Source organism: Actinoplanes xinjiangensis, from assembly GCF_003148685.1.
Lineage (GTDB): Bacteria > Actinomycetota > Actinomycetes > Mycobacteriales > Micromonosporaceae > Actinoplanes > Actinoplanes xinjiangensis.
Genome location: NZ_QGGR01000024.1, coordinates 34,920 through 53,727, shown reverse-complemented (window position 1 = coordinate 53,727; position 18,808 = coordinate 34,920). Strand labels below are relative to the sequence as shown.

Here is an 18,808-nt window from a genome sequence, read left to right as displayed (position 1 = left end):
CTTCTCAGGACTGCGCCTGGAGTTTCACGATCGCCACCTCGGGCGGAATGCCGGCCCGGATCGGCGGACCGAAGAAGCCGGCGCCCCGGGTGACGAAGAGCGCGGTGTCACCGCTGCGAGCCAGGCCCGCGAGCACCGGCTGCTGGATGCCGACCAGCCGGTCGAACGGAACCGTCTGTCCACCGTGGGTGTGGCCGGACAGCTGGAGAGCGACCCCGTACTTCACGGCCTCATGGACTTGGACCGGCTGATGGGCCAGGAGCAGCGCGGGACGTCCGGGGTCCCGCCCGCCCAGAGCGGCGGCGAAATCCGGGCCCTGCGCGTCGTACATGGGTGCCATCAGATCGTTGACGCCCGCGAGGTCGAACGCTGCACCGTTGGCGGTGATCTCCACCCGTTCGTTGAGCAGCGGTCGCATCCCGAGCTCCCGTACCCGGTCGACCCATGCGTCAGCGCCGGAGGAGTACTCGTGGTTGCCGGTCACGAAGAATGTGCCTTGGCGCGACCTCAGTCCGCGCAGCGGCTCGGTGGCGTAGCCGACCTCTTCGACGGAACCGTCGGCGAGGTCACCGACGATCACGACCATGTCGGCCTGTTCGCGGTTGACGACTGTGACGATGCGGTCGGCGAGTTCCTGGCGCAGGAAGGGGCCGAAATGGGTGTCGCTGACCACGGCGATGCGGAAGCCGGACAGCCGCGGGTCGAGCCCGGCGACGGGTGCGGTCGCCCGGACGGTCCGCAGGTCACCGAATGCGGTACGCACACCGTAGCCGACTGTGCCCGCCGCGACGCCGCATGCGGCGACGGCGCAGGCACGGGCCAGGAACAGCCGGCGGTCGGGGTCGGCGGACCCGGATCGGGTGTTCGAGCCGTCGCGCCCGGCGGGGTCCTCGCGCGTCGGCCGCGGCCGTGTGACGGTCGGCGTTCTGGCAACCGTCCCACCGGGCGTGCTGTTCGCCCTGCTCGCCGTCTCAGGACCGCGGTCCAGGTCCGCTTGCGGCGACGGGGCAGCGGCGGAGAGCCGCGTGCCACGGCGTAGCCACAGCGTGTACGCCGCCCGTGGGATTTCCAGCCCGAGCAGGGTGAGCACGAGATAGAACATGAGCGCCATCCACCCGAATCCGAGCCAGGCAAGCCATTCCGTGTCCACCGCGACCGTCCGGGTGACCAGGAACCCAACCAGGCCCAGAACTCCTAGCGCCGCGATCGCGATGGCGCCGAGGCGGCGGTACCGGGGCGAGCGGGTGGTGCCGTGCACGAGGCGCCACCACAGGTACAGGTGGATCGTCACCGCGAGCAGTGTGACGACTCCGAAGAACAGGATCGGGTTGGGTCGCATCGCATCCCCTGCTGGTATCGAAACGCGCGTGCCGGACGTCGTCCTGATGGGAAGTCTCGAAGGTGCCGCTTCGCCGGTCATCACGTGTGTGCGTGATCCTCGCCGGGGTCGGCGCGCATGGCCTCCGCTGCCGATCGGTGCTGGCGTGAACGCGGGATTCCCCTACGCGGGGGCGGCGGACAATACGTAAGCCGGCCGGTGACCACCCTGGTCGCGTGGCGGTACCCGTACGGAAAGAGAGCCAGATGAAGGTGGACCACTCGACGCCCGTGCCGCGGCGGCGGCAGGCGGGGCTCGTACTGCTGTGGGGTGTGCAGATCGTCCTGGGCGTCGTGTTCGTCCTCATGGCGTTCACCCGGCTGGCCGGTTCCACGGCCGCGGTGGAGACGTTCGAACAGATCGGATGGGGCCAGTGGCTGCGGTGGGTCACCGGTGCGGTCGAACTGGCCGGTGGGGTCGGGTTGCTGATCCCACGGCTGGCGGGGGTGGCTGCTCTGGGGCTGGTGGGTGTGATGGTGGGTGCCACGCTCGCGAACCTGCTGGTGTTGAACCCGGCGATGGCGGTGCTGACCGTTGCTCTCGGCGTCGCGACCACCGCGGTCGCCGTCGCTCGGCGGGCGGATATCAGATTGCTGCTGCACCGGCTCAGACGGTGAACACGACCGTCGCGGCGCCGAAACGACGGCGCCGCGACAGGGCCTGGCGATGACGGTGGAAGCTGTTCGGGTCAGCCGCCGTTGAGCTTGCGCTGAATCAGGTTGTGCACCGAGTCACCGACCTGCGGGGCGAACTGTTCAGCGTTCTTGATCGCGGACCTGAAGTGCACACCGGCCCACACACGGCTCTCCCGGCAGTCGTTCGCCAGGTCGGTGAGGTTGTCCCAGTGCAGTGTGAGGTCCGCGGCCGGGGTGATGCCCGGCTCGATCCGCGAGGACCCCTTGGCGTAGGTGACCGTGACCGGCAGGCTGTCGGTACCGAGGAACCGCCGTGCGGCCTGCGCGTACGCCAGGCAGTACGCGGCCGAGCCGGACGGGTAGTCAGCGTGGTCGGCGGTGTTCAGGTAACTACGCCATTCGTTGCCGGTGATGTCGTTCACGGTGCCCTTGCCCGGCCCGCCCCAGGCGGTGATCTTCGAGTCGCCGTAGAGGTGGCGGATCGCGGTGGTCGGCCGCACCGAGTCGTACTTGCGCTTGAAATGCCAGGTGGCCACGGCGACGTCGAAGATGGCGATGTCGACGGTCGCGACGAACTGGACGGCCTTCTCGATGTCGTAGTTACCCTGCTGGAAGGCAGCCGTGCCGGTGGAACGCCCAAGGCTGAAGATCTTGTCGTTGAAGAACTCGGCGGTCATCTTCTGGCGGTCGGTGATGTTCGCCGACGCGGTGAGGATCTCGTCGGCCTGACGCTTGTAGGCGGCGCGGTTCCGGTGGTTGCTGTTGACCGGCGGGGTCAGTGAGAACTGCTCCGGGCTCCGGTAGGAGATCGGCCTGACCCGGCCGTAGTGCGGCGTCACGAAGTGCTGGCTCCGGACGAGACCCTCGTTGTTGATCACGCGGGGCTGCCAGCGCGACGGGTTGCGCAGTTCGTAGGCGGTGTTCACCGGCTGGTAGCCGGTGTAGTCGGCGTACGGCTGGAGGTTGTACTTGCGACCGCCCTCATCGCCGTCACGGTTCGAGCCGTCGTGTTTGCGGGCAGCCAGAACCCGCGAACTGGCGGCGTTACCGATACCGGCGGGCGTGGTGAGATCCTGCGAGTGGTTGTCGGGGTCCAGGCCCGCCGACACCATCATTTCCCGGAAGTCGGCTTTGAACTGCGGGAAGACGGCGTTGAGGGAGGTGTGCGCAGCGTAGATGACGGCGATGTTCCGGTTACGGGTCGTCGCCTCACTGCGGGGCCGGCGGCCGAGGTTGGAGTAGATGCCCACCGCTTTGTCGTTGTACGGGGCGATCGCGTCGAACCACGCCACCTCGACCATGAGGATGTGGTCGGCGACGATCGTTGCGTCGGAGCCGTCCGGCGTGATCGTCCGCACAGCCTTCTGGAAGTGCGGGTAGATCACCTCGATGAGCGCGTTACCGCGGTCGAAGTCGAACGTCGCGGCCGCCTGTGCCGGTGAAGGCTGTGCCGGGCTCAGTGTCGCCACCAGTGCCGCGGCGAGGGCGACGCCCATGCCCTGTTTGATGCGCCGCCGCGAGGGTGTGGCCAGGGGTTTCATCAACAATGCTCCTTCGGGTAGGACTTTCGGATCACGCAAACTTCGTCGCGCTGAGGATGCCGTGGGCGACCAGGGCATCCGCCGGCATCTCGGCCAGGTCCTGGGCAATCGCCTTCGTGACGGAGAACCCGCAACTCTGCAGCCACCGCCGGTAGGTCGACAGCTTCTGAGGTCCGCCCTGGCCCATGGTGCAGCCGAGGAAGTAGGTCGGAAAGAAGTCCGCCCCGTAGGACTCCTCGAGGTTCTCCGAGTACACCGGCCCCAGGATGTGCAGCGTGCCGCCCGGATTCAGTGCCTGGTAGGCGTTGCGCAGGACGGTGAGGACCTGGTTCTTGTCGAACATGTCGACGAAGTGCTTGATGAGCACGACGTCGAATCCCTTCGGCACCGCATGGAAGGCGTCGCCGCCGATGAACGAGCAGTGCTGTTCGAGGTCCGCGGCCTTGAAGTTCATCAGGCATTCCGCCTGCTTCTCAGGAAGATCGAAGGTTGTCACGTGCACGTTCGGCGCCGAGGTGAGCCGGTAGGCGAGGATCGCGCCGAGGCCGGTGTTGCCCGCCAGATCGAGCACCTTCGAGCCCGGCGGGATGTCGATGTTGTCGAAGAACCAGGGATCGATGTGCGCGGTGACGGTGTCCATCATGGTGGCCCAGGCGTCACGCAGGTCCCGGTGCTCCTCGAGAGCCTCGTACAGGTTGCCGTCGTGGCCGTAGAGCGTCTTGAGACCGACGGTCGTGGCGGTCCGCACACTTTCGGTGAGGTAGAAACTCTGCCGCAGCACGACCATCTTCGTCGCGTTCATGATGGCCAGCACCCGATGGAGGTCCTCGTCCCCCACGGCTGCAAGCCCGTCCAACAGATAGGTACCTGTTTCCACGTCGTACGCGACGAGGCCGTCCTTGACCGGCAGGTGCAGCAACTGCTCGACGGCGTCCGGCCTCGCACCGACCACGGCGCCCAGCTCCACCGCCGTCGAGCCGGGATTGCGCCGCAGTTCGTCGATGATGCCGAGCTCGAAACAACTCAGCACGTTCATGAATCTCGTCGGTCCCAGCATGTACTCGCGGAGTTGGTCCAGCATGCGGTGTGCAGTCGTCACAGAATTTCCTTCCCATTGTTCGTTGACCCGCTCGCGGAGCCGGTGAGCACAGGAGCGAGCGCGCCGCGGACGCGCCGAACCACAGCCTCCGGGTCCCGCGGCGCGCCGGATCCGCGCCAGGCGACATGCTGATCGGGCCGGACCAGAACGAGGTCGCGCTCCCACAGCTCACGTGCCCGGCGATCAGTCACCACCGTGTGCCGGACCGGCAGCTTCTGTGCGGCTGCCGCCTCCAGCAACGAGTCGGCGCGGCCGTCACCGGCGAAGTCGACGAGGGTGAAGACGGGCCCGAATCGGTCGTAGATCGGTGTTCCGTCGTCCAGCAGCACACTCGGCGGGCGTCCGCCGGGCCACGTCGTCGGCGTGTACTGCTGCGGATGCCACGGCGGCTGTGGCGCCGCGTCGTGGCAGACGATCGCCGAGTCGCTGTAGCGGTAGCCCAGCTCGACCCCGCGATACTCGTTCTCACCCCGTTCGGCGGCGATGTACTGGGCGATCGCCGCCGATGAGGCGCCTTCGCGGAAGAGCCGGCCGGCCTCCAGATGTACGCCGAGATGCCGCCGGGACGTGTGCATGTTGTGCAGGCCTACGGGCCGCCGTTCCTCGGTGAAGCTTGCGAGCAGATCGGGGCCGCCGTATCCCCCGACGAGCGCGGCGATCTTCCACGCGGCGTCGATCGCATCCGCGATACCGGAATTGAGGCCGTACCCGCCGGTCGGGAACATCTGGTGCGCGGAGTCCCCGGCGAGGAGGACGCGACCGGCATGGTAGCGATCTGCGATCACGAACCCGGGTCGCCAGCGCGACGTCAGCAGAATCTCGTCGATCTTCAGTGGTGCCTGGAGCGTCTCTTGCAGGAACCGCGCCGGATCGGCGGGCGGCGGGTCGAACTCGGCCGGGTCCATGCCGTTGACATGCACGGTCCAGGTCTCGGCGTCGTCCTGGGCGATGATGACGTACCGGAAGGCGAAGTAGTGCCAGAAGGCCCCGTGCCGGTAGAGGGTGGTCAGATCACGGCTCTTGAAGTGGACCATGAGAGCGTTCGGCAGTTGCGGTACGTCGAAGCCGTCGAGGCCGATGTCCAGTACTCGGCGGACCCGGCTCGACGCACCGTCGCAGCCGATGACGTACCGGGACCGGACCTCGATCTGCTGGCCTGTCACCACGTGGACCAGGCTGCTGGTCACCTGGTCGTCGTCCTGGACGAGAGTCTGGAACAGCCAGCCGCAGCGCAGGTCCACGAGGGGATGGCGTCTGCAGTGCGCACGCAGGACCGGTTCCAGGTCGATCTGAGACAGGCGCTGACCGGGTTCGGCCGGCTGGGTGCCGTCGTTGTGCTCGACGATCCGTCGACGCTCCTGAGTGACGGACGGCAATTCCCATGCGGTGATCGGTTCGCCGGCCAGGCCGGTGGACCAGATGACGGTGGAGGGGTTGTCCGCCCCGACACCGGCGGCCCGCACATCCTCGGTGAGACCGAGTGGGCGCAACAGTTCCATGCTGCGGGCGTTGACGTAGTCGAGTTTGGGATGGGTGGTCGTGGTGAAGCGTTCGTCGACGACGGTGCACGCGACGCCACGGTGTGCAAGTGCCAGAGCCGCAACCATGCCGACCGGGCCTGCGCCCACGATGAGAACCGGTGCCGTATCCATGTCTGCCTCCTCCCTGCGTGGGACGGCCGCGTTGCCGCCCCACGCACGACTCGGGCTGGTCAGAGAGCGCTGGGCGTGCGGCCCGCCCGGGTGGCTCCGGTCGCCGGCGCGGTGGCCACGTCCGGGTTACGGACGGCGGGCAATACCGCCCCGGTCAAGGCGCGGACCTGGAGCTGCGCGAAGCCGGCGTCATTGCGCTCGCGGCTGCTGAGCGTGCCCAGGTAGCCCAGGAGGAAGGCGATCGGCACGGACGCCAGGGCGGGGTCGAAGTCGACGAGATGGAAGTCGGCGTTGGGCAGGATGGCGATCGGTGTACCGGACATGAGGCCGGAGAACAGGAACAGGATTGCCGTCACCGCCAGTCCACCGAAGACCGACCACCGCAGTCCGGCGGTGTTGAAACGCTTCCAGAACAGTGAATACACCACCGCCGGAAGCACGGCCGCACCGGCGAAGCTGATCGTCACCGGCAGCAGCACGTGCACGTTGACCTGCAGCAGCACGGTGCCGAGGAGGACCGTTGCGGCGCCGATGACGACGGTGTTGCGACGGGCCGCCCGCAGTTCGTCGGCGGGTTCCGGCGCGACCTGACGCAGCGCGCTGCCGTCGCGGGTCACCGACGTCACCGCACTCATGAGCAGCGTTGCCAGCATCCCGACCACGATGATCAGCGCCACCGCGCCGAGCAGGCCGGCCATCCATGGACCGCCGAGGTGATCGGCGAGGATCGGCAACGTGGTGTCTCGCAGGGGCGGCGCCATCCCGATGTTCTGCCCGCCGAGCAGGGCCACCGCGGCGAGGCCCAGGAACGCGACGCACATGTAGAAGCCGGTGGTCAGAATGCCGGCCCAGCCGGCCGACCGCCGGGCGTCAGGGCCGGAGGTGGCGGTGAAGTAGCGCATGAACATGTACGGGAGTGCAGCGTGGCCGACGAACGCGACGAACAGCTTGGAGATGTGCACGATCGGCCCTGCGGGGCCGTTGAACTCGCGGCCAGGGGCGAGCAGGTCGCTGCCGCTCGGATGCGGCACCGCCTTCGCCTGCGCGTCACCGAGGAGCTGGACGAGGTTGAAGCGGTATTTGACGAGCGCGATGACGGTCAGCACCGCGAGGATGCCGATGATGAGAACGCCCTTGGTGGCCAGTACCCGGGTCGTTCCCAGCATGCCGCCGACGAGCACGATCACGATGGCGAGCACGCCCATCCCGGCGACCATGATCGAACGTCCGGTCTCGGAGCCGATGCCGAAGAGCATCCGGGCGACGATGCCCCCGCCCTCCATCATGACGATCGAGTACGTGAGGAACAGCAGCAGGGTGACCACGATCGACGCGACCCGGGCGGTACGCGGGTCGGCGCGCAGCGCGAAGACATCAGCGATGGTCGTCCCGCGTATGTTGCGCAGCGGTCCGGCGAAGAAGAACAACGCGATCAGCCACGACATCGCGAACGCGGCCGAGAACAGGATGGCGTCGAGCCCGTTCAGCGAGACGTGGCCGGTCATAGTGAAGATCGTGGTGAACAGCACGAACCCCGCGAACAGGGCGAGGGCGTTCTGACCGGGGCCGATCCGGCGGCCGGCGAGGTAGAAGTCGTCCGGGCTGTGCTGAGTCCGTCGGGCGGTGACGGCCATGCCGAGCAGCACGGCCACGAGCCCGATCGAGATGGCGGCCGCGATCGCCGGTGCTGCGAATCCGTTGTTCATCGCGCCGCTCCTTCCACGTCCGCGCGGATGACGTCGGCGGCGGGGTCCAGCACGGTCCGGGCGTACCGCAGGTACAACCCGGTGATGACGATGACCATGGCGAATGTCAGCAGGAGCAGAAGCAGGCCGACGTTGAGGTTGCCGGGTACCGCCTGCCGGAAGAAGCCGGGCGTGTAGGCGGCGAGCAGGATCATGAGAAACCACCAGCCGGTGAAGATGACACTCGCCCACGCGGTGAAGGTGTGGGCCTGTCGTCGCAGGGTTTGGAACCGGGCACTGTCATGTACAGCGACATAGCGGTCGGCTTGCGACAGCGAACTTGTCGTGCCCATGACACCTCCTCGTCTCGACGTGACGGAATGCACCGCAGCATCTGCCATCGCTTCCGTCCCCGGCATGCCTCATTCACGGGATTCCGAGCGCCGTATGTGAATGGCGCGCTGATGCGGCCGAATCACGCGAAAGTGCGATATCCAGCGTCGGCGACCGGCCGCGATGGTGAGGCGGACCCGCTTCGAAGGAGGCCCTGATGAACGTGCTGCCGCAGGCCACAACGACATACGACGACTTCACCGGTGACGACATCGATGCCAGCCGCTGGGTGACGCTGGTCGCCGAGGGCGCCGACGGACAGCGGTTCGTCTACGAGGATCGCAATACCCGGCTACGCGCCGGCGGCGGCTATCTGGAAGTGACGGTCGACCCGTTCAGCCGTTTCCATGACACGGATCCGAAGCAGAACAACGCCAAGCAGATGTACCGGTCAGTTCGGCGATTCGCCGTACCGGCGGGGGGACAGCTGAGGGTCGATGTCGAGATGGCGGTACAAACCTACCGGCAGATACCGTACGACCTTCTCGACGCATTCGGCGCAATGAGCGTCTTCGATCTCGAAACGGGTGTGGTGCTGAACTTCGCCGCCACCAACGACACCGTGTACGCGGTGGTGGAGCGGCTGCTCATTCCCGGAGTCACCGGACCGGACGACCATTTCGTGCACCGGGTCGTACTGCCGACGCCGACCCGGCCAGGACAGGCACACCACTACGCGATCGTCTACGACGCCACGACGTCGGAGGCACAGTGGCACGTCGACGGACATTGCGCATACTGGGCACGGACGCCGGCCCGGGTGAGCGGCTTCCACGTCGGGATGGCGCTGTTCTCAGCACGCGACCTACGCCGGTACAGCCGAGCGGAACGCGAGCGCGGGCAGGGCGCGACCGGCCGATGGGGGCCGTGGCGGATCACCGCGGAGGGGCAGCCGGCCGGCGAGCTCAGATGAGCAGCTCTCCCCCGTCGATGCTCAGGTTGACTCCGTTGACCGACCGGTTCTCCAGCAGGAAGGTGACAGCGTCGGTGCAGTCCTGCATCGTGACCAGCCGTCCGGTCGGCGTCCGCTTCTTGACCGCCTCGCAGATCTCGTTCTTGCCGCTCCAATACGGTGTGTCGGCCACCAGGCTGGGGTGCAGAGCGTTGAACCGGATCGGGGCGAGTTCGGTCACCAGTGTTCGCACCAGCGCGCTGATCCCGCCGTTGGCGGTCGTCACCGACGTCGAACCCGGGTACGGCCGGTGCATCGCCAAGCCGCCGAGCAGCACACACGAGCTGTCGGCGGACATCTCCGGCAACAGCGCATGGACCACGGCCGTGTACCCGACGAGCTTCATCGTCAACATGCGCGTCGCGTCGGCGGGCCGATAGTCGCGCACCGTGTTGTGGTCGCGTTCGAGCGCCGCGAGCACCAGCCTGTCGACCCGGCGGACATCGGCCAGCGCGTCCGGCACCTGATCCGGGACAGTCAGATCGACGCCCAGGCCGCGTACGTTGCCGCCGAGCTCGCCGGCGATGTTCTTGGCACGCTCGGCGGACCGGCCGGTGATGACGACGTCACAGCCACGGCCCGCGAACGACTCCGCGACGTGCCGCCCTATCCCTGACGTGCCGCCGATGACGACGACCTGTACACGATCAGACATTCGCTGCTCCCGGTTGTCGATGACGCAGGTGGCACGGTCCGCCGACCGTACCGGCGCCACGGCCCGGCGGTCGTCACGTATTCACGGTGTCCTGTGCCCGTACCCGGGACGGCGACCTGGCCCGACACCGATGCCGGCACCGGAGTACGGGAACCACGTGAATGGGCGATGGCCGTGCACGACCGCAGCCGGTGAGGCTCGACATGGCCGATACCGCACACAACGGCAGCACCCCCTGCCGCGGAGAGAGGCACGATGACTCAAGCAGGCCCGGAACAGCTCGATCGCCACGCCACTGCTCGGCCCGGCCCGGCCGGAAACTGGTGGGTCGTCGGCGGGATGGGGCTCGTCGTCTTCATGGCGTCGCTGGACATGAGCATCGTGCACGTGGCGTTGCCGCAGATTCAGCAGACCTTCGGCGCCCCGGCCTCGACCGTCCAGTGGGTCGTCCTCGGCTACCTGCTCCCCTTGTTGGCACTGGCACTGCCCGCCGGACGATGGCTGGACACGGTTGACCGCGGGGCTGCTCTGATCTGGGCCTGTGCTGGATTCGCTGTGGCCAGCCTCGCGGCCGGTCTCGCGCCGACGATCGGGTGGCTGATAGCAGCGCGGATCGTTCAAGGCATGGCCGGTACGGTGCTGATGAATCTGATCCCCGTTCTGATCACCACCTCGGTGGATCCACGGGTGCGCGGCCGCGCGATGGGTGTCGTCGACACGATGGGGATGCTCGGGCTGATCAGCGGACCGGGCATAGGCGGTCTGATCGTCGCCTCGATGGGCTGGCCGTGGATCTTCTATGTCAACGTCCCGGTGTGCGCGGCCCTCATCGCGTTAGCGGTGCGCCGGGTGCCGCGAGCCGGCCGCATTCGCCTGTCCGGGCGCAGTACGGCCATCGAAGCGCTCCTGCTCACCACCGGCACCGTCGTCGTCATGCTGGCGTTCACGCTCGCCAGCGGCCGGACCCCGTACTGGCTGATCCTCGGCCTTACCGCCGTGCCGTTGCTGCTGGTCTGGCACCGTCTGCCGGTGAGCCGGCACGTGCGGGAACTGGTGCGACTGCCCGCGATGCGCCGGCCGCTCACCGCCCTCGCCACCACGGCCACGGCGACCGGGCTTCTCTTCTACATGGTGCCGTTCTACCTCGCGACGGTGCTCCGGACGCCGGCGCCCGTCACCGGTTTGACGATGCTGGCTCTGCCGCTGGCCGCCGCAGCGCTCGGTCCGCTCGCCGGGCTGCTCGCCGACCGGTACGGGTACCTGAAAATCGCCATGATCGGCATGGTCACGATGATCTGCGGACTGCTGACACTCGCTTCAGCTGCTCCCACGTGGCACGCCACCGATGTCGCATGGCGGCTGGCATTGACGGGGATCGGGATCGGCCTGTTCAACGCCCCGAACATGAGCGCGGCGATGTCCGCGGCACCGCGCAGCCTGGTGGCCACAGCGGGTGCCGCCACGAGTCTGGCCAGACAGGGCGGTTTCGCACTGGGCCCGGCAGCGGCGACGTTGGTATGGGGACTGTCCGGATTCGGCGTGGACGGATTCGGAGACGCGTTCGCCGTCGCCGCGGTGATCGTCGGGCTCGGCCTTGTGCCACTGCCCGACCGCGCGCCGGAGAACCCCGCGGATTCCGGCGAGACGGCGGGACGACCGCCGGGAACGGGGAGATGATGAGCATCGGTCTTCGTGGCTACGAAACCGAGCAACGTCAGGTCATGCGGCTGCTGCACGCGGTCTCGACCGGTGTCGGTGCCGTCCTCCATGTGGAGGGGGGATGGGGCAGCGGTCGTACGCTGCTGGCCCGCGAAACGGCCGCCACCGCCCGCCGACTGAACCTCGCCGTCGTGGACGCGGACTGGCCCGCCGATGCGGTACCGGAGCTGCTGACCCGGGCCGGCACTGGTCCGGGCGCGCCACCCGGCCCCGTCCTCGTCGTCCTGGACGACCTGCACCTGGCCGATCCGGCGCTGCTGCGCAGCCTGCAGACCCTGCCCTGGCAGCTGCGTGACCGGCCGATCGGCTGGCTGCTGAGCCGGCGGCGTGGCGCCGGAGGTGTCCAGGCCGATCAGCTTTTCGCCCAGCAGCATCCGGCCGGTGGGCACGTTGATCTGCGGCCGCTGACGGCACAGGCGGCCGGGCTGCTCGCTGCGGACCAGTCGGCCGGCACCCTCATCGGCCTGCCGAACCTGCTGCGGGCCACCGCCGGCAATCCGCTGCTGACCATTGAGCTTGTCCGGGGCGTGCACGAGGAGGGACCGGACTGCATCTCCGGTACACCGCCGAGCCGGGTACGGCAGTGCGTACGCCGCTGTCTGGCCGCGCTGAGTGTCGACTGCCGGCAACTGCTCCAGGTGGGTGCGGTGCTCGGTGTCCGCTTCGCTCTCGCCGACGCCGCCACGATGCTGCGCAGGCCGGCAGCGGACCTGCTGGCACCGATGGAGGAACTGCTGTCGGCGGACCTGCTCACCTGCGACGGCGATCAGCTTCTTTTCGGCCAGGAGGTGTTCTGGCGCAGCGTCCTGACGTTGCTGCCGGGCCCGGGCCGGGCGGCACTGAACCAGGTGGCCGCTGACGCGCAGCTGACCACCGCGGCCGGACCCCCACCGCCGGTGACGGGCATCAGGTCGGCCCGGACCGCTCACGATCTACCGCAATGGTCTGCGCTGAGCGACACCGAGCGCACGGTGGCCCGGCTAGTCAGCCAGGGTCTGACCAACCAGCAGATCGCCAGCCATGTGTTCCGCTCACCGCACACGATCAACTACCATCTCCGCCGCATCTTCCGGAAACTGGAGATCCGGTCGAGGGTGGACCTGGCGCGGCTGGCCCTGCAGCACTATTCGCTTGCCGACGACGTGATGGACGTGGCCGGCTGACGCGCCAGCGCCTGGGACGTTGAGGCCGTGGTCAGCGGTACCGCGCACCGGCCGGCCGCGTAACGCAGCGCCATCAGGTGGTGCTCCAGCGAGAAGTCGGCGATCGCGTCGGCCACCAGGAACGGCTCGATGTCACGGTGGAACGCGTCGCAGACGGTGGCCAGACACCCGACATGGGCATAGACCCCACAGACGATGAGCTGATCGCGGTCGGCCGCGCGCATCCAGGTCTCCAGGTCGCTGCGGTAGAAGGCGCTGTACCGCCACTTGGTCAAGATCTTCTCGCCGGGCAGCGGTGCGATGTCGTCGACGATGCCGCGGTCGGTGTCGTCGGCACTCATCCCAGGACCCCAGAAGTCGAACAGCAGTCCGCGGTCCTCACGGCTCATGCTGCCTGGTTGCGCGGTGTACAGCACCGGCACCCCGGCCGCACGTGCCGCCGCGAGCAGAGCTGCGGTGTTGGAGACCAGCTCCGTCCGTGGAGATCGCCCGGCGGCGAACGGCCTGAGGAAATACTGCTGCATGTCGTGGACGAGCACGACGGCCCGGCTGGGATTCGGGCGCCACGACACCTCGGCGGACGGCAGATCTTCGTCGTGGGGCATGCGGTACGACGGGATCCTGTTGAGCGGCATCGATTGTCTCCTGTTCCCCGTGGGGGATCGTTGCGGCCGGGACGTCACACATGCAGCGCGGCGCCGCCGTCGATGTACATGTCGTGCATCGTGATGTGGCCGGCCTGATCGGACACCAGGAACGCCACCGCCGCGGCAACGTCCGAGGGTTGTGCGAGTTTGCCGAGCGGGATCGCGATCTTGTACGCCTCGGCCGAGCCGGTGATCAGGATTGCCGGGTCTGTCAGCTCGCCGAGCATCGAACGCAGCATCGGGGTGTCGGTCGAGCCGGGTGACACGACATTGCACCGGATGCCGGACGGAGCGAGCTCCAGCCCCAGACAGCGGGTGAAGTGCGCGGACGCCGCCTTCGACGCGGCGTAGGCGGCCATGTCCACCCGGGGCACCCCGCCGGCGTTGGAGGCCACGGTGACGATCGCGCCACGCCGGCGGGAGAGCATCCGGCGGGCCACCGCCCGGCTGACGTGGAAAACACCGGTGGCGTTGACGGCGAACACTTCGTTCCAGTGCTGGTCGGCCAGGTCAACCGCGCGTCCGGTACGCAGCACACCGGCCGCATTGACGAGGATGTCGATCGGACCGTGCTCGGCCTCCACCTGCTGGGCCAGGGCCTCGACAGCGTCGCTGTCGCGCACATCGACCGGATGCCCGCTGGCCGACAGACCAGCGGCCTCGATCTTGGCGACGGCGGTGGTCAGCCGCTCGGCGTTGGTGTCCGCCAGCGCGACATGGGCACCGGCGAGCGCCAGGGTGTGCGCCACCTCCGCTCCGATGCCCTGTGCCGCACCGGTGATCAGCGCGACCTTGGACTCGATGCCGGACAGTTCCATCGGTTCTCCCCCGCTCGTCGAACAGTGACCGGTCAGACAGGCGTTTCAGCGGTGGTCCGCACGGCGACGGCCTGTTCGGCGTCATAGCCGAACAGCCAGTCGTCGGGGTCCGGTCCGGCCGTGACGGAGCCTGCCGCGTCACGGTCCTGCTGTGCCGCGCCGTCAGCCAGATGGAACGTTCGTACGCTGTCCCGGGACTCCTGCTGAAGCCGACTCGTGCGTGGCAGCCGGACCCGCTCGTAATGGCGCAGCGCGGCGGCGATGCCCTTGGAACCCGCGCCGGCGAGGCAGCCGGCGAGCGCGGCCGCATCCTCTATCGCCTGGTTGGCGCCCTGGGCACGGAACGGCAGCATGGGATGCGCTGCGTCGCCGACCAGGGTCACCCGGCCGTGGGCGAGCACGCTGATGCTGTCCCGGTCGTGCAGAGCCCACCGGCTGACGACCTCTGCCGCGCCGATCAGCCGGGTCACATCCTCGTGCCAGCCCGTGTAAGCCTGCATCAGATCGTCAACGCTGCCCCGGGCCGACCAGGACTCCTGCTGCCAGTCCGAGGCGGCGACGGTCGCCCCGAAGCTCACCTGCCTCCCCGATGACACCGGATAGCAGACGCAGTGCCGGCCAGGCCCGAACCACAACCGCACCCGTGGTCTCACGAGCAGGTACGGCACACGTTCGGCCGGCACGAGTCCGCGGTAGATGGTCTGCCCGGAATACCGCGGCCGGTCGGGGACCAGCGCGTCCCGGACGACCGAGTGGATCCCGTCGGCGCCCACTACCAGGTCCGCCTCGACCGTCGTACCGTCGGCCAGATGCAGCCGCGCCGCGTCGGCGGTCTGACTCACAGCGGTGCACCGGGCGGCAAGATGCACGCGGCCGGACGGCACCAGCGACAGCAGGGCGCTGTGCAGGTCGGCCCGGTGCACGGTGTAGTACGGTGCCCCGAATCGGCGGCGACACCTCTCACCGAGCAGTGTCCGCTGCAGCAACGCACCGTCGTCCCAGCGGTGAATCTCGATCGCCTCCGGAGCGACCGATATCTCGCGTAGCCGAGCACCGAGACCCAGCCGGTGCAGCAGCCGGGTCGCGTTAGGTGCCAGCTGCACACCCGCGCCGACCTCGGACAGCTGCGGTGCCCTCTCGTAGACGTGAACGTCGATGTCGGCCCGGCGAAGTGCGGCGGCCAGCGTGAGACCGGCGATCCCGGCTCCTACGACGGCCACGGTCATCTGCGGCATGTCGAACCAATCAGTAGTCAGGCATCAGCTGGCCGGGCGGTCAGTAATAGAGCAGGGCCTTGTTCCAGTCCTCGTCCGGACCGAACAGGCTGCGCGGCTTGACCACGTCGGCCATCGAGGTGAGCACCGTCTCCGGCACGAGGCCTCCCGGCGGCAGCCCGACAACTTCGCTGTCGATGCCGAACGTCGCCCGGATGGAGGACTGCAACTGTGCCTGGGCCGCCTCCCGATGAGCGTGGTCCACCTCAATCTCCACGCGCAGGACCACCGGCTCGGCGCGGGCACGCCAGAACAGCACGCCGAAGGAGTCCGGCAGCGAATAGACGAGTTCCTCCAGCTGGTGCTGGGTGACGGTCGCCGCGCCGACCTGATGCCCGAACCCCGCACGGCCGTACACCTTCACCGTCGGCAAAGCCCAGCCACAGTCACAGTCGCCATACGACACCGACACGTCGTCCTCGAGGTTGTACCGCAGCAGAGGCATCGCCTCGCGGTACAAGGGGGTGACGACAAGCTGCCCGTCGCCGTCGGCGCGAACCGTACCGCTGGCCGGGTCGTACACCTCGAACAAGGCCCGATCGGACCACAGGTGCAGCCGCCCGTGCGGGCATTCGCCGGCCAGGCTGCCGGTCTCGGTGGAGCCGTACTCCTCGACGACCGGCACGCCCCAGATGCGGCTGATGCGCCGCCGCCGGGCATCGGTGAGGGGTTCGCCCCCGGTGAACAGCGCCCGCAGGCCGGGGAAATCGGTGTCAGGCCGATGCCCGACGGCGGCGGCAGCAGCGGCCCAGAGCAGATACTCGGTCGCCACGGCCCATGTCAGCGTCACCTCCAGGTCGTGCAGGACCCGGACCACACGGGCGTAGGGCATCGCGAGCGACCGGTTGTCGCCGGGGACGACCGTGGCACCGCACAGCCGGCCGGCGGCCTGTGCGAGGTGGCCGCTGAGCATGAGCGCATACGGCGTGCGAACGAGGAGGATGTCGCGTTCGGACATGCCGATCCACTTGCGGGCGAAGCGCTCGGCCAGATCGGTCCAGTCCTCGGCGGTGTAGTACGACGGCGTGGGCCGGCCAGCTGTCCCGCTGGACTCGTGGTACGTCGCGAGGCGTTCCTTGGGCACGGCGAGCATGCCGAAGGGGTAGTTGTCGCGCAGGTCCTGCTTGGTGGTCAGTGGAAGGCCGGCGAGGTCCGCGACGGTCGCGGGCAGCGCGGTCGCGTTCAGCCGGCTGCGGTAGAACGGCGAGCGGGCCGCCCAGGAGACGGTCTGCGGCAGCTGCTTCTCCTGCAATGCCTGGACGTCGTCCAGGCTGTTCCACTGACCCAGCTGAGGCAGACCGGAACTCGCGCTGTTCATGGCTTCCCTTCCCCTATCAGTCGGTGAGCGTTGTCCCAGGCGACCTGCCGCCACTGCGATGGCGCTATTCGCAGGGACTCGTACTTCGCCAATTCGACGGTCGGATGCTGGAGCGGGTACTCCGAGCCGAACACCACCCGATCAGCGCCGAGACGGCGCAATGCCGCTTCGGTCACGCAGGTGTAACCACCGGAGGTCTCCAGCAAGACGGTCGGCACGTCTTCGATGAGCTCGAGGGCGTAGAGGTCGATGTTGCCGATGCCGCAGTGCCCGAGGACGAATCTCGTTTCCGGGAACCGGCGGGCCAGCGTGACGAGGTCGGCGACCCCGGCGCCGGGACGGTCGAGGCACACGACGTACACCGGGTGACCGACGGCGGCGGCGACCTCGACCAGAGCCACGACCCGCGGGTCGGTCAGGGCGACACCGTGTACCGCGGGCGAGACCTCCAGACCACGGAACTCGGCCGCCACCTCCCGGTACACGCCGGGTTCGCGGTGCGGGTTGGCGAAGTAGAACGGCACCAGGCGCCCGTCGGTGCCCTTGCAGGCACGCAGGACCGCGAGGTTGTCGGCGTCGGTCTCGACATGCCCGCCGATGATCAGCTGACGCGACAACCGCTCCAGGTCGATGGTGCCGCCCGCGCAGACCACCGCCCTTTCCAGCCGGCACTCGTCCAGCATGGTGAGCAGCTGCTCTCGGGCCCCGGGCCGGGGCACGAGACGAATGTGGAAATCGAAGACGGATTGCCCGATCATCGGGTCACCGTTCACTTCTCGATGCAGAACTCTTCGATGGGGTAGCCGACGTGCCGCTGTTCCACCGGCAGGTAGCCGAGGACTGTCGAGCCGGTGGTCAGGTCCGTGACGTTCAGTACCGAACCGCCGGGCCCGAGCACGCGTACGTGCCAGTCGTCCTGGACGATCAGATTGACCACGACGCCGGAGTCGGAGATGGCGTCGATCGCGAGCATCGGCCGCCGTTCGATCTTGACCCTGCCGACCGTGACGGCCCGGACCTGTCCCTTGGAGTCCACGGCGAGGACCTTGCCGCCGGCGTCGAGTTCGCTGAGGTACCTGGTGCGCTCCTGCTCGGACAGCGTGTACGAGTGCAGCGCTCCGGCGTTGACCCGGAAGGGCCGCGTCGGCATGTACGGCAGCGGGTGGGTCTCGCTGCAGCAGAGGATCATGCCGTGGGAGAAGGAGCCGACGAGAATACCTTCGTCCGGACGGAACTGGGAGCAGGTGTCGACGCATACCCGATCGCCGAGCCCCGCGCGCCGGATCCCGGTGATCCTCAGCTCGACCAGCGAAAGATCGTCCGGGCTGCCGGCCGCGGATGTCTTGAGGTCCGTGACCTCGCCGACGGCCCTTGGGGCGAGCATCACGCCGTCGGACCCGTGCTCCAGCACACCGAAGACGATCTGCGCCTCCTCGACGTCGGCCACCTGCGTGATGATGGACCCGTCGGCCCGGGCGGCCGCCGCCAGCACGATCTCCAGCGGGATCTTGGTGGGATCGCGGAAGTACAGGACGCTCCATCGGTCGGTCCGCGCCGCCCGGCATGCCTCCTCGAGGCTGGCGGCGTCCACGATCTCGACGAACCGGCCGAACTCCACGTCGGGGTACCGGATGGCGAGTTCGGCGGGATCGCCGTGACGGGCGGGGTCGACGATGACGAGGGCAGCGGTGCCCAGGTCCTCCGGCAGCGGCCCGGCCGGGAACAGGATCTTCTTGACCGTCGGGGGAAGCGTCTCCAGGTCGGCCGGATCGGCCGCCACGATCGCGTCCACCCGCTGATGAACGGCTTCTTCGGCGATCGCAGCCGCGGCTGCGCCAGCGTTGCGGATGTCCACCCAGCACATCTTCATGACGTCTCC

The 18,808-nt window shown here is 68.4% G+C and carries 17 protein-coding genes; 4 read left to right on the top strand and 13 right to left on the bottom strand.

From position 1 onward, the window contains the following. Positions 1-4: 4 nt before the first annotated feature. A complete protein-coding gene (locus BC793_RS37050; RefSeq protein ID WP_109601157.1) occupies positions 5-1,339 on the bottom strand; it encodes a metallophosphoesterase in 1,335 nt (444 codons plus the stop codon). Positions 1,340-1,584: 245 nt separating this feature from the next. Between BC793_RS37050 and BC793_RS37045 the strand changes: the two genes are divergently transcribed. After that, positions 1,585-1,995, top strand: a complete 411-nt coding sequence (locus tag BC793_RS37045; protein WP_109601155.1) for a DoxX family protein — start codon at positions 1,585-1,587, stop codon at positions 1,993-1,995. Between the two features lie 71 nt (positions 1,996-2,066). Here the strand turns inward: BC793_RS37045 and BC793_RS37040 are convergent, their stop codons facing one another. Genes BC793_RS37040 through BC793_RS37020 form a run of 5 tightly spaced genes read right to left on the bottom strand, consistent with a single transcriptional unit; the run spans position 2,067 to position 8,343 of the window. Further along, a complete protein-coding gene (locus tag BC793_RS37040; RefSeq protein WP_203896503.1) occupies positions 2,067-3,554 on the bottom strand; it encodes a vanadium-dependent haloperoxidase in 1,488 nt (495 codons plus the stop codon). Positions 3,555-3,585: 31 nt separating this feature from the next. Further along, a complete protein-coding gene (locus BC793_RS37035) occupies positions 3,586-4,653 on the bottom strand; it encodes a class I SAM-dependent methyltransferase (RefSeq protein ID WP_239170490.1) in 1,068 nt (355 codons plus the stop codon). Continuing rightward, positions 4,650-6,305: an FAD-dependent monooxygenase gene (locus BC793_RS37030; protein WP_109601153.1), complete on the bottom strand. Its 1,656-nt coding sequence runs from the start codon at positions 6,303-6,305 to the stop codon at positions 4,650-4,652. The genes BC793_RS37035 and BC793_RS37030 overlap by 4 nt, the downstream gene beginning before the upstream one ends. 59 nt (positions 6,306-6,364) lie before the next feature. Beyond that, positions 6,365-8,011: a solute symporter family protein gene (locus BC793_RS37025; RefSeq protein ID WP_109601151.1), complete on the bottom strand. Its 1,647-nt coding sequence runs from the start codon at positions 8,009-8,011 to the stop codon at positions 6,365-6,367. Next, entirely contained in the window at positions 8,008-8,343 is a 336-nt protein-coding gene (locus BC793_RS37020) for a DUF485 domain-containing protein (protein WP_109601149.1), read from the bottom strand. Before BC793_RS37020 ends, BC793_RS37025 begins: the two co-directional genes overlap by 4 nt. A gap of 197 nt (positions 8,344-8,540) precedes the next feature. Here BC793_RS37020 and BC793_RS37015 point away from each other — a divergent pair, with 197 nt between their 5' ends. Further along, entirely contained in the window at positions 8,541-9,296 is a 756-nt protein-coding gene (locus tag BC793_RS37015; RefSeq protein ID WP_109601147.1) for a DUF6081 family protein, read from the top strand. Here BC793_RS37015 and BC793_RS37010 read toward each other — a convergent pair. Beyond that, positions 9,289-9,990, bottom strand: coding sequence for an SDR family NAD(P)-dependent oxidoreductase (locus BC793_RS37010; RefSeq protein ID WP_109601289.1), 702 nt, complete (start codon positions 9,988-9,990; stop codon positions 9,289-9,291). The genes BC793_RS37015 and BC793_RS37010 overlap by 8 nt on opposite strands. 255 nt (positions 9,991-10,245) lie before the next feature. Here BC793_RS37010 and BC793_RS37005 point away from each other — a divergent pair, with 255 nt between their 5' ends. Continuing rightward, positions 10,246-11,667 (top strand): MFS transporter, encoded by a 1,422-nt coding sequence (locus BC793_RS37005; protein WP_109601145.1) that lies wholly within the window; start codon positions 10,246-10,248, stop codon positions 11,665-11,667. Between the two features lie 44 nt (positions 11,668-11,711). Continuing rightward, positions 11,712-12,872 (top strand): helix-turn-helix transcriptional regulator, encoded by a 1,161-nt coding sequence (locus BC793_RS50790; protein ID WP_203896504.1) that lies wholly within the window; start codon positions 11,712-11,714, stop codon positions 12,870-12,872. Here BC793_RS50790 and BC793_RS36995 read toward each other — a convergent pair. From BC793_RS36995 to BC793_RS36970, 6 genes are read right to left on the bottom strand one after another with little or no spacing between them, the layout of a single operon-like run. Then, entirely contained in the window at positions 12,833-13,507 is a 675-nt protein-coding gene (locus BC793_RS36995; protein ID WP_109601143.1) for an isochorismatase family protein, read from the bottom strand. The two genes, BC793_RS50790 and BC793_RS36995, sit on opposite strands and share 40 nt — an antisense overlap. A 44-nt stretch (positions 13,508-13,551) precedes the next feature. Then, a complete protein-coding gene (locus tag BC793_RS36990; RefSeq protein ID WP_109601141.1) occupies positions 13,552-14,337 on the bottom strand; it encodes a 2,3-dihydro-2,3-dihydroxybenzoate dehydrogenase in 786 nt (261 codons plus the stop codon). Between the two features lie 32 nt (positions 14,338-14,369). Continuing rightward, positions 14,370-15,572, bottom strand: coding sequence for an FAD-dependent monooxygenase (locus BC793_RS36985; protein ID WP_109601139.1), 1,203 nt, complete (start codon positions 15,570-15,572; stop codon positions 14,370-14,372). Between the two features lie 40 nt (positions 15,573-15,612). Beyond that, on the bottom strand, positions 15,613-16,929 hold the full coding sequence (locus tag BC793_RS36980) for a phenylacetate--CoA ligase family protein (RefSeq protein WP_109601137.1): 1,317 nt from the start codon (positions 16,927-16,929) through the stop codon (positions 15,613-15,615). Next, positions 16,926-17,687 (bottom strand): amidohydrolase family protein, encoded by a 762-nt coding sequence (locus tag BC793_RS36975; protein WP_109601285.1) that lies wholly within the window; start codon positions 17,685-17,687, stop codon positions 16,926-16,928. Before BC793_RS36975 ends, BC793_RS36980 begins: the two co-directional genes overlap by 4 nt. A gap of 11 nt (positions 17,688-17,698) precedes the next feature. After that, complete coding sequence (locus BC793_RS36970) at positions 17,699-18,799, bottom strand: 3-dehydroquinate synthase II (protein WP_109601135.1); 1,101 nt, start codon at positions 18,797-18,799, stop codon at positions 17,699-17,701. Positions 18,800-18,808 lie beyond the last annotated feature (9 nt).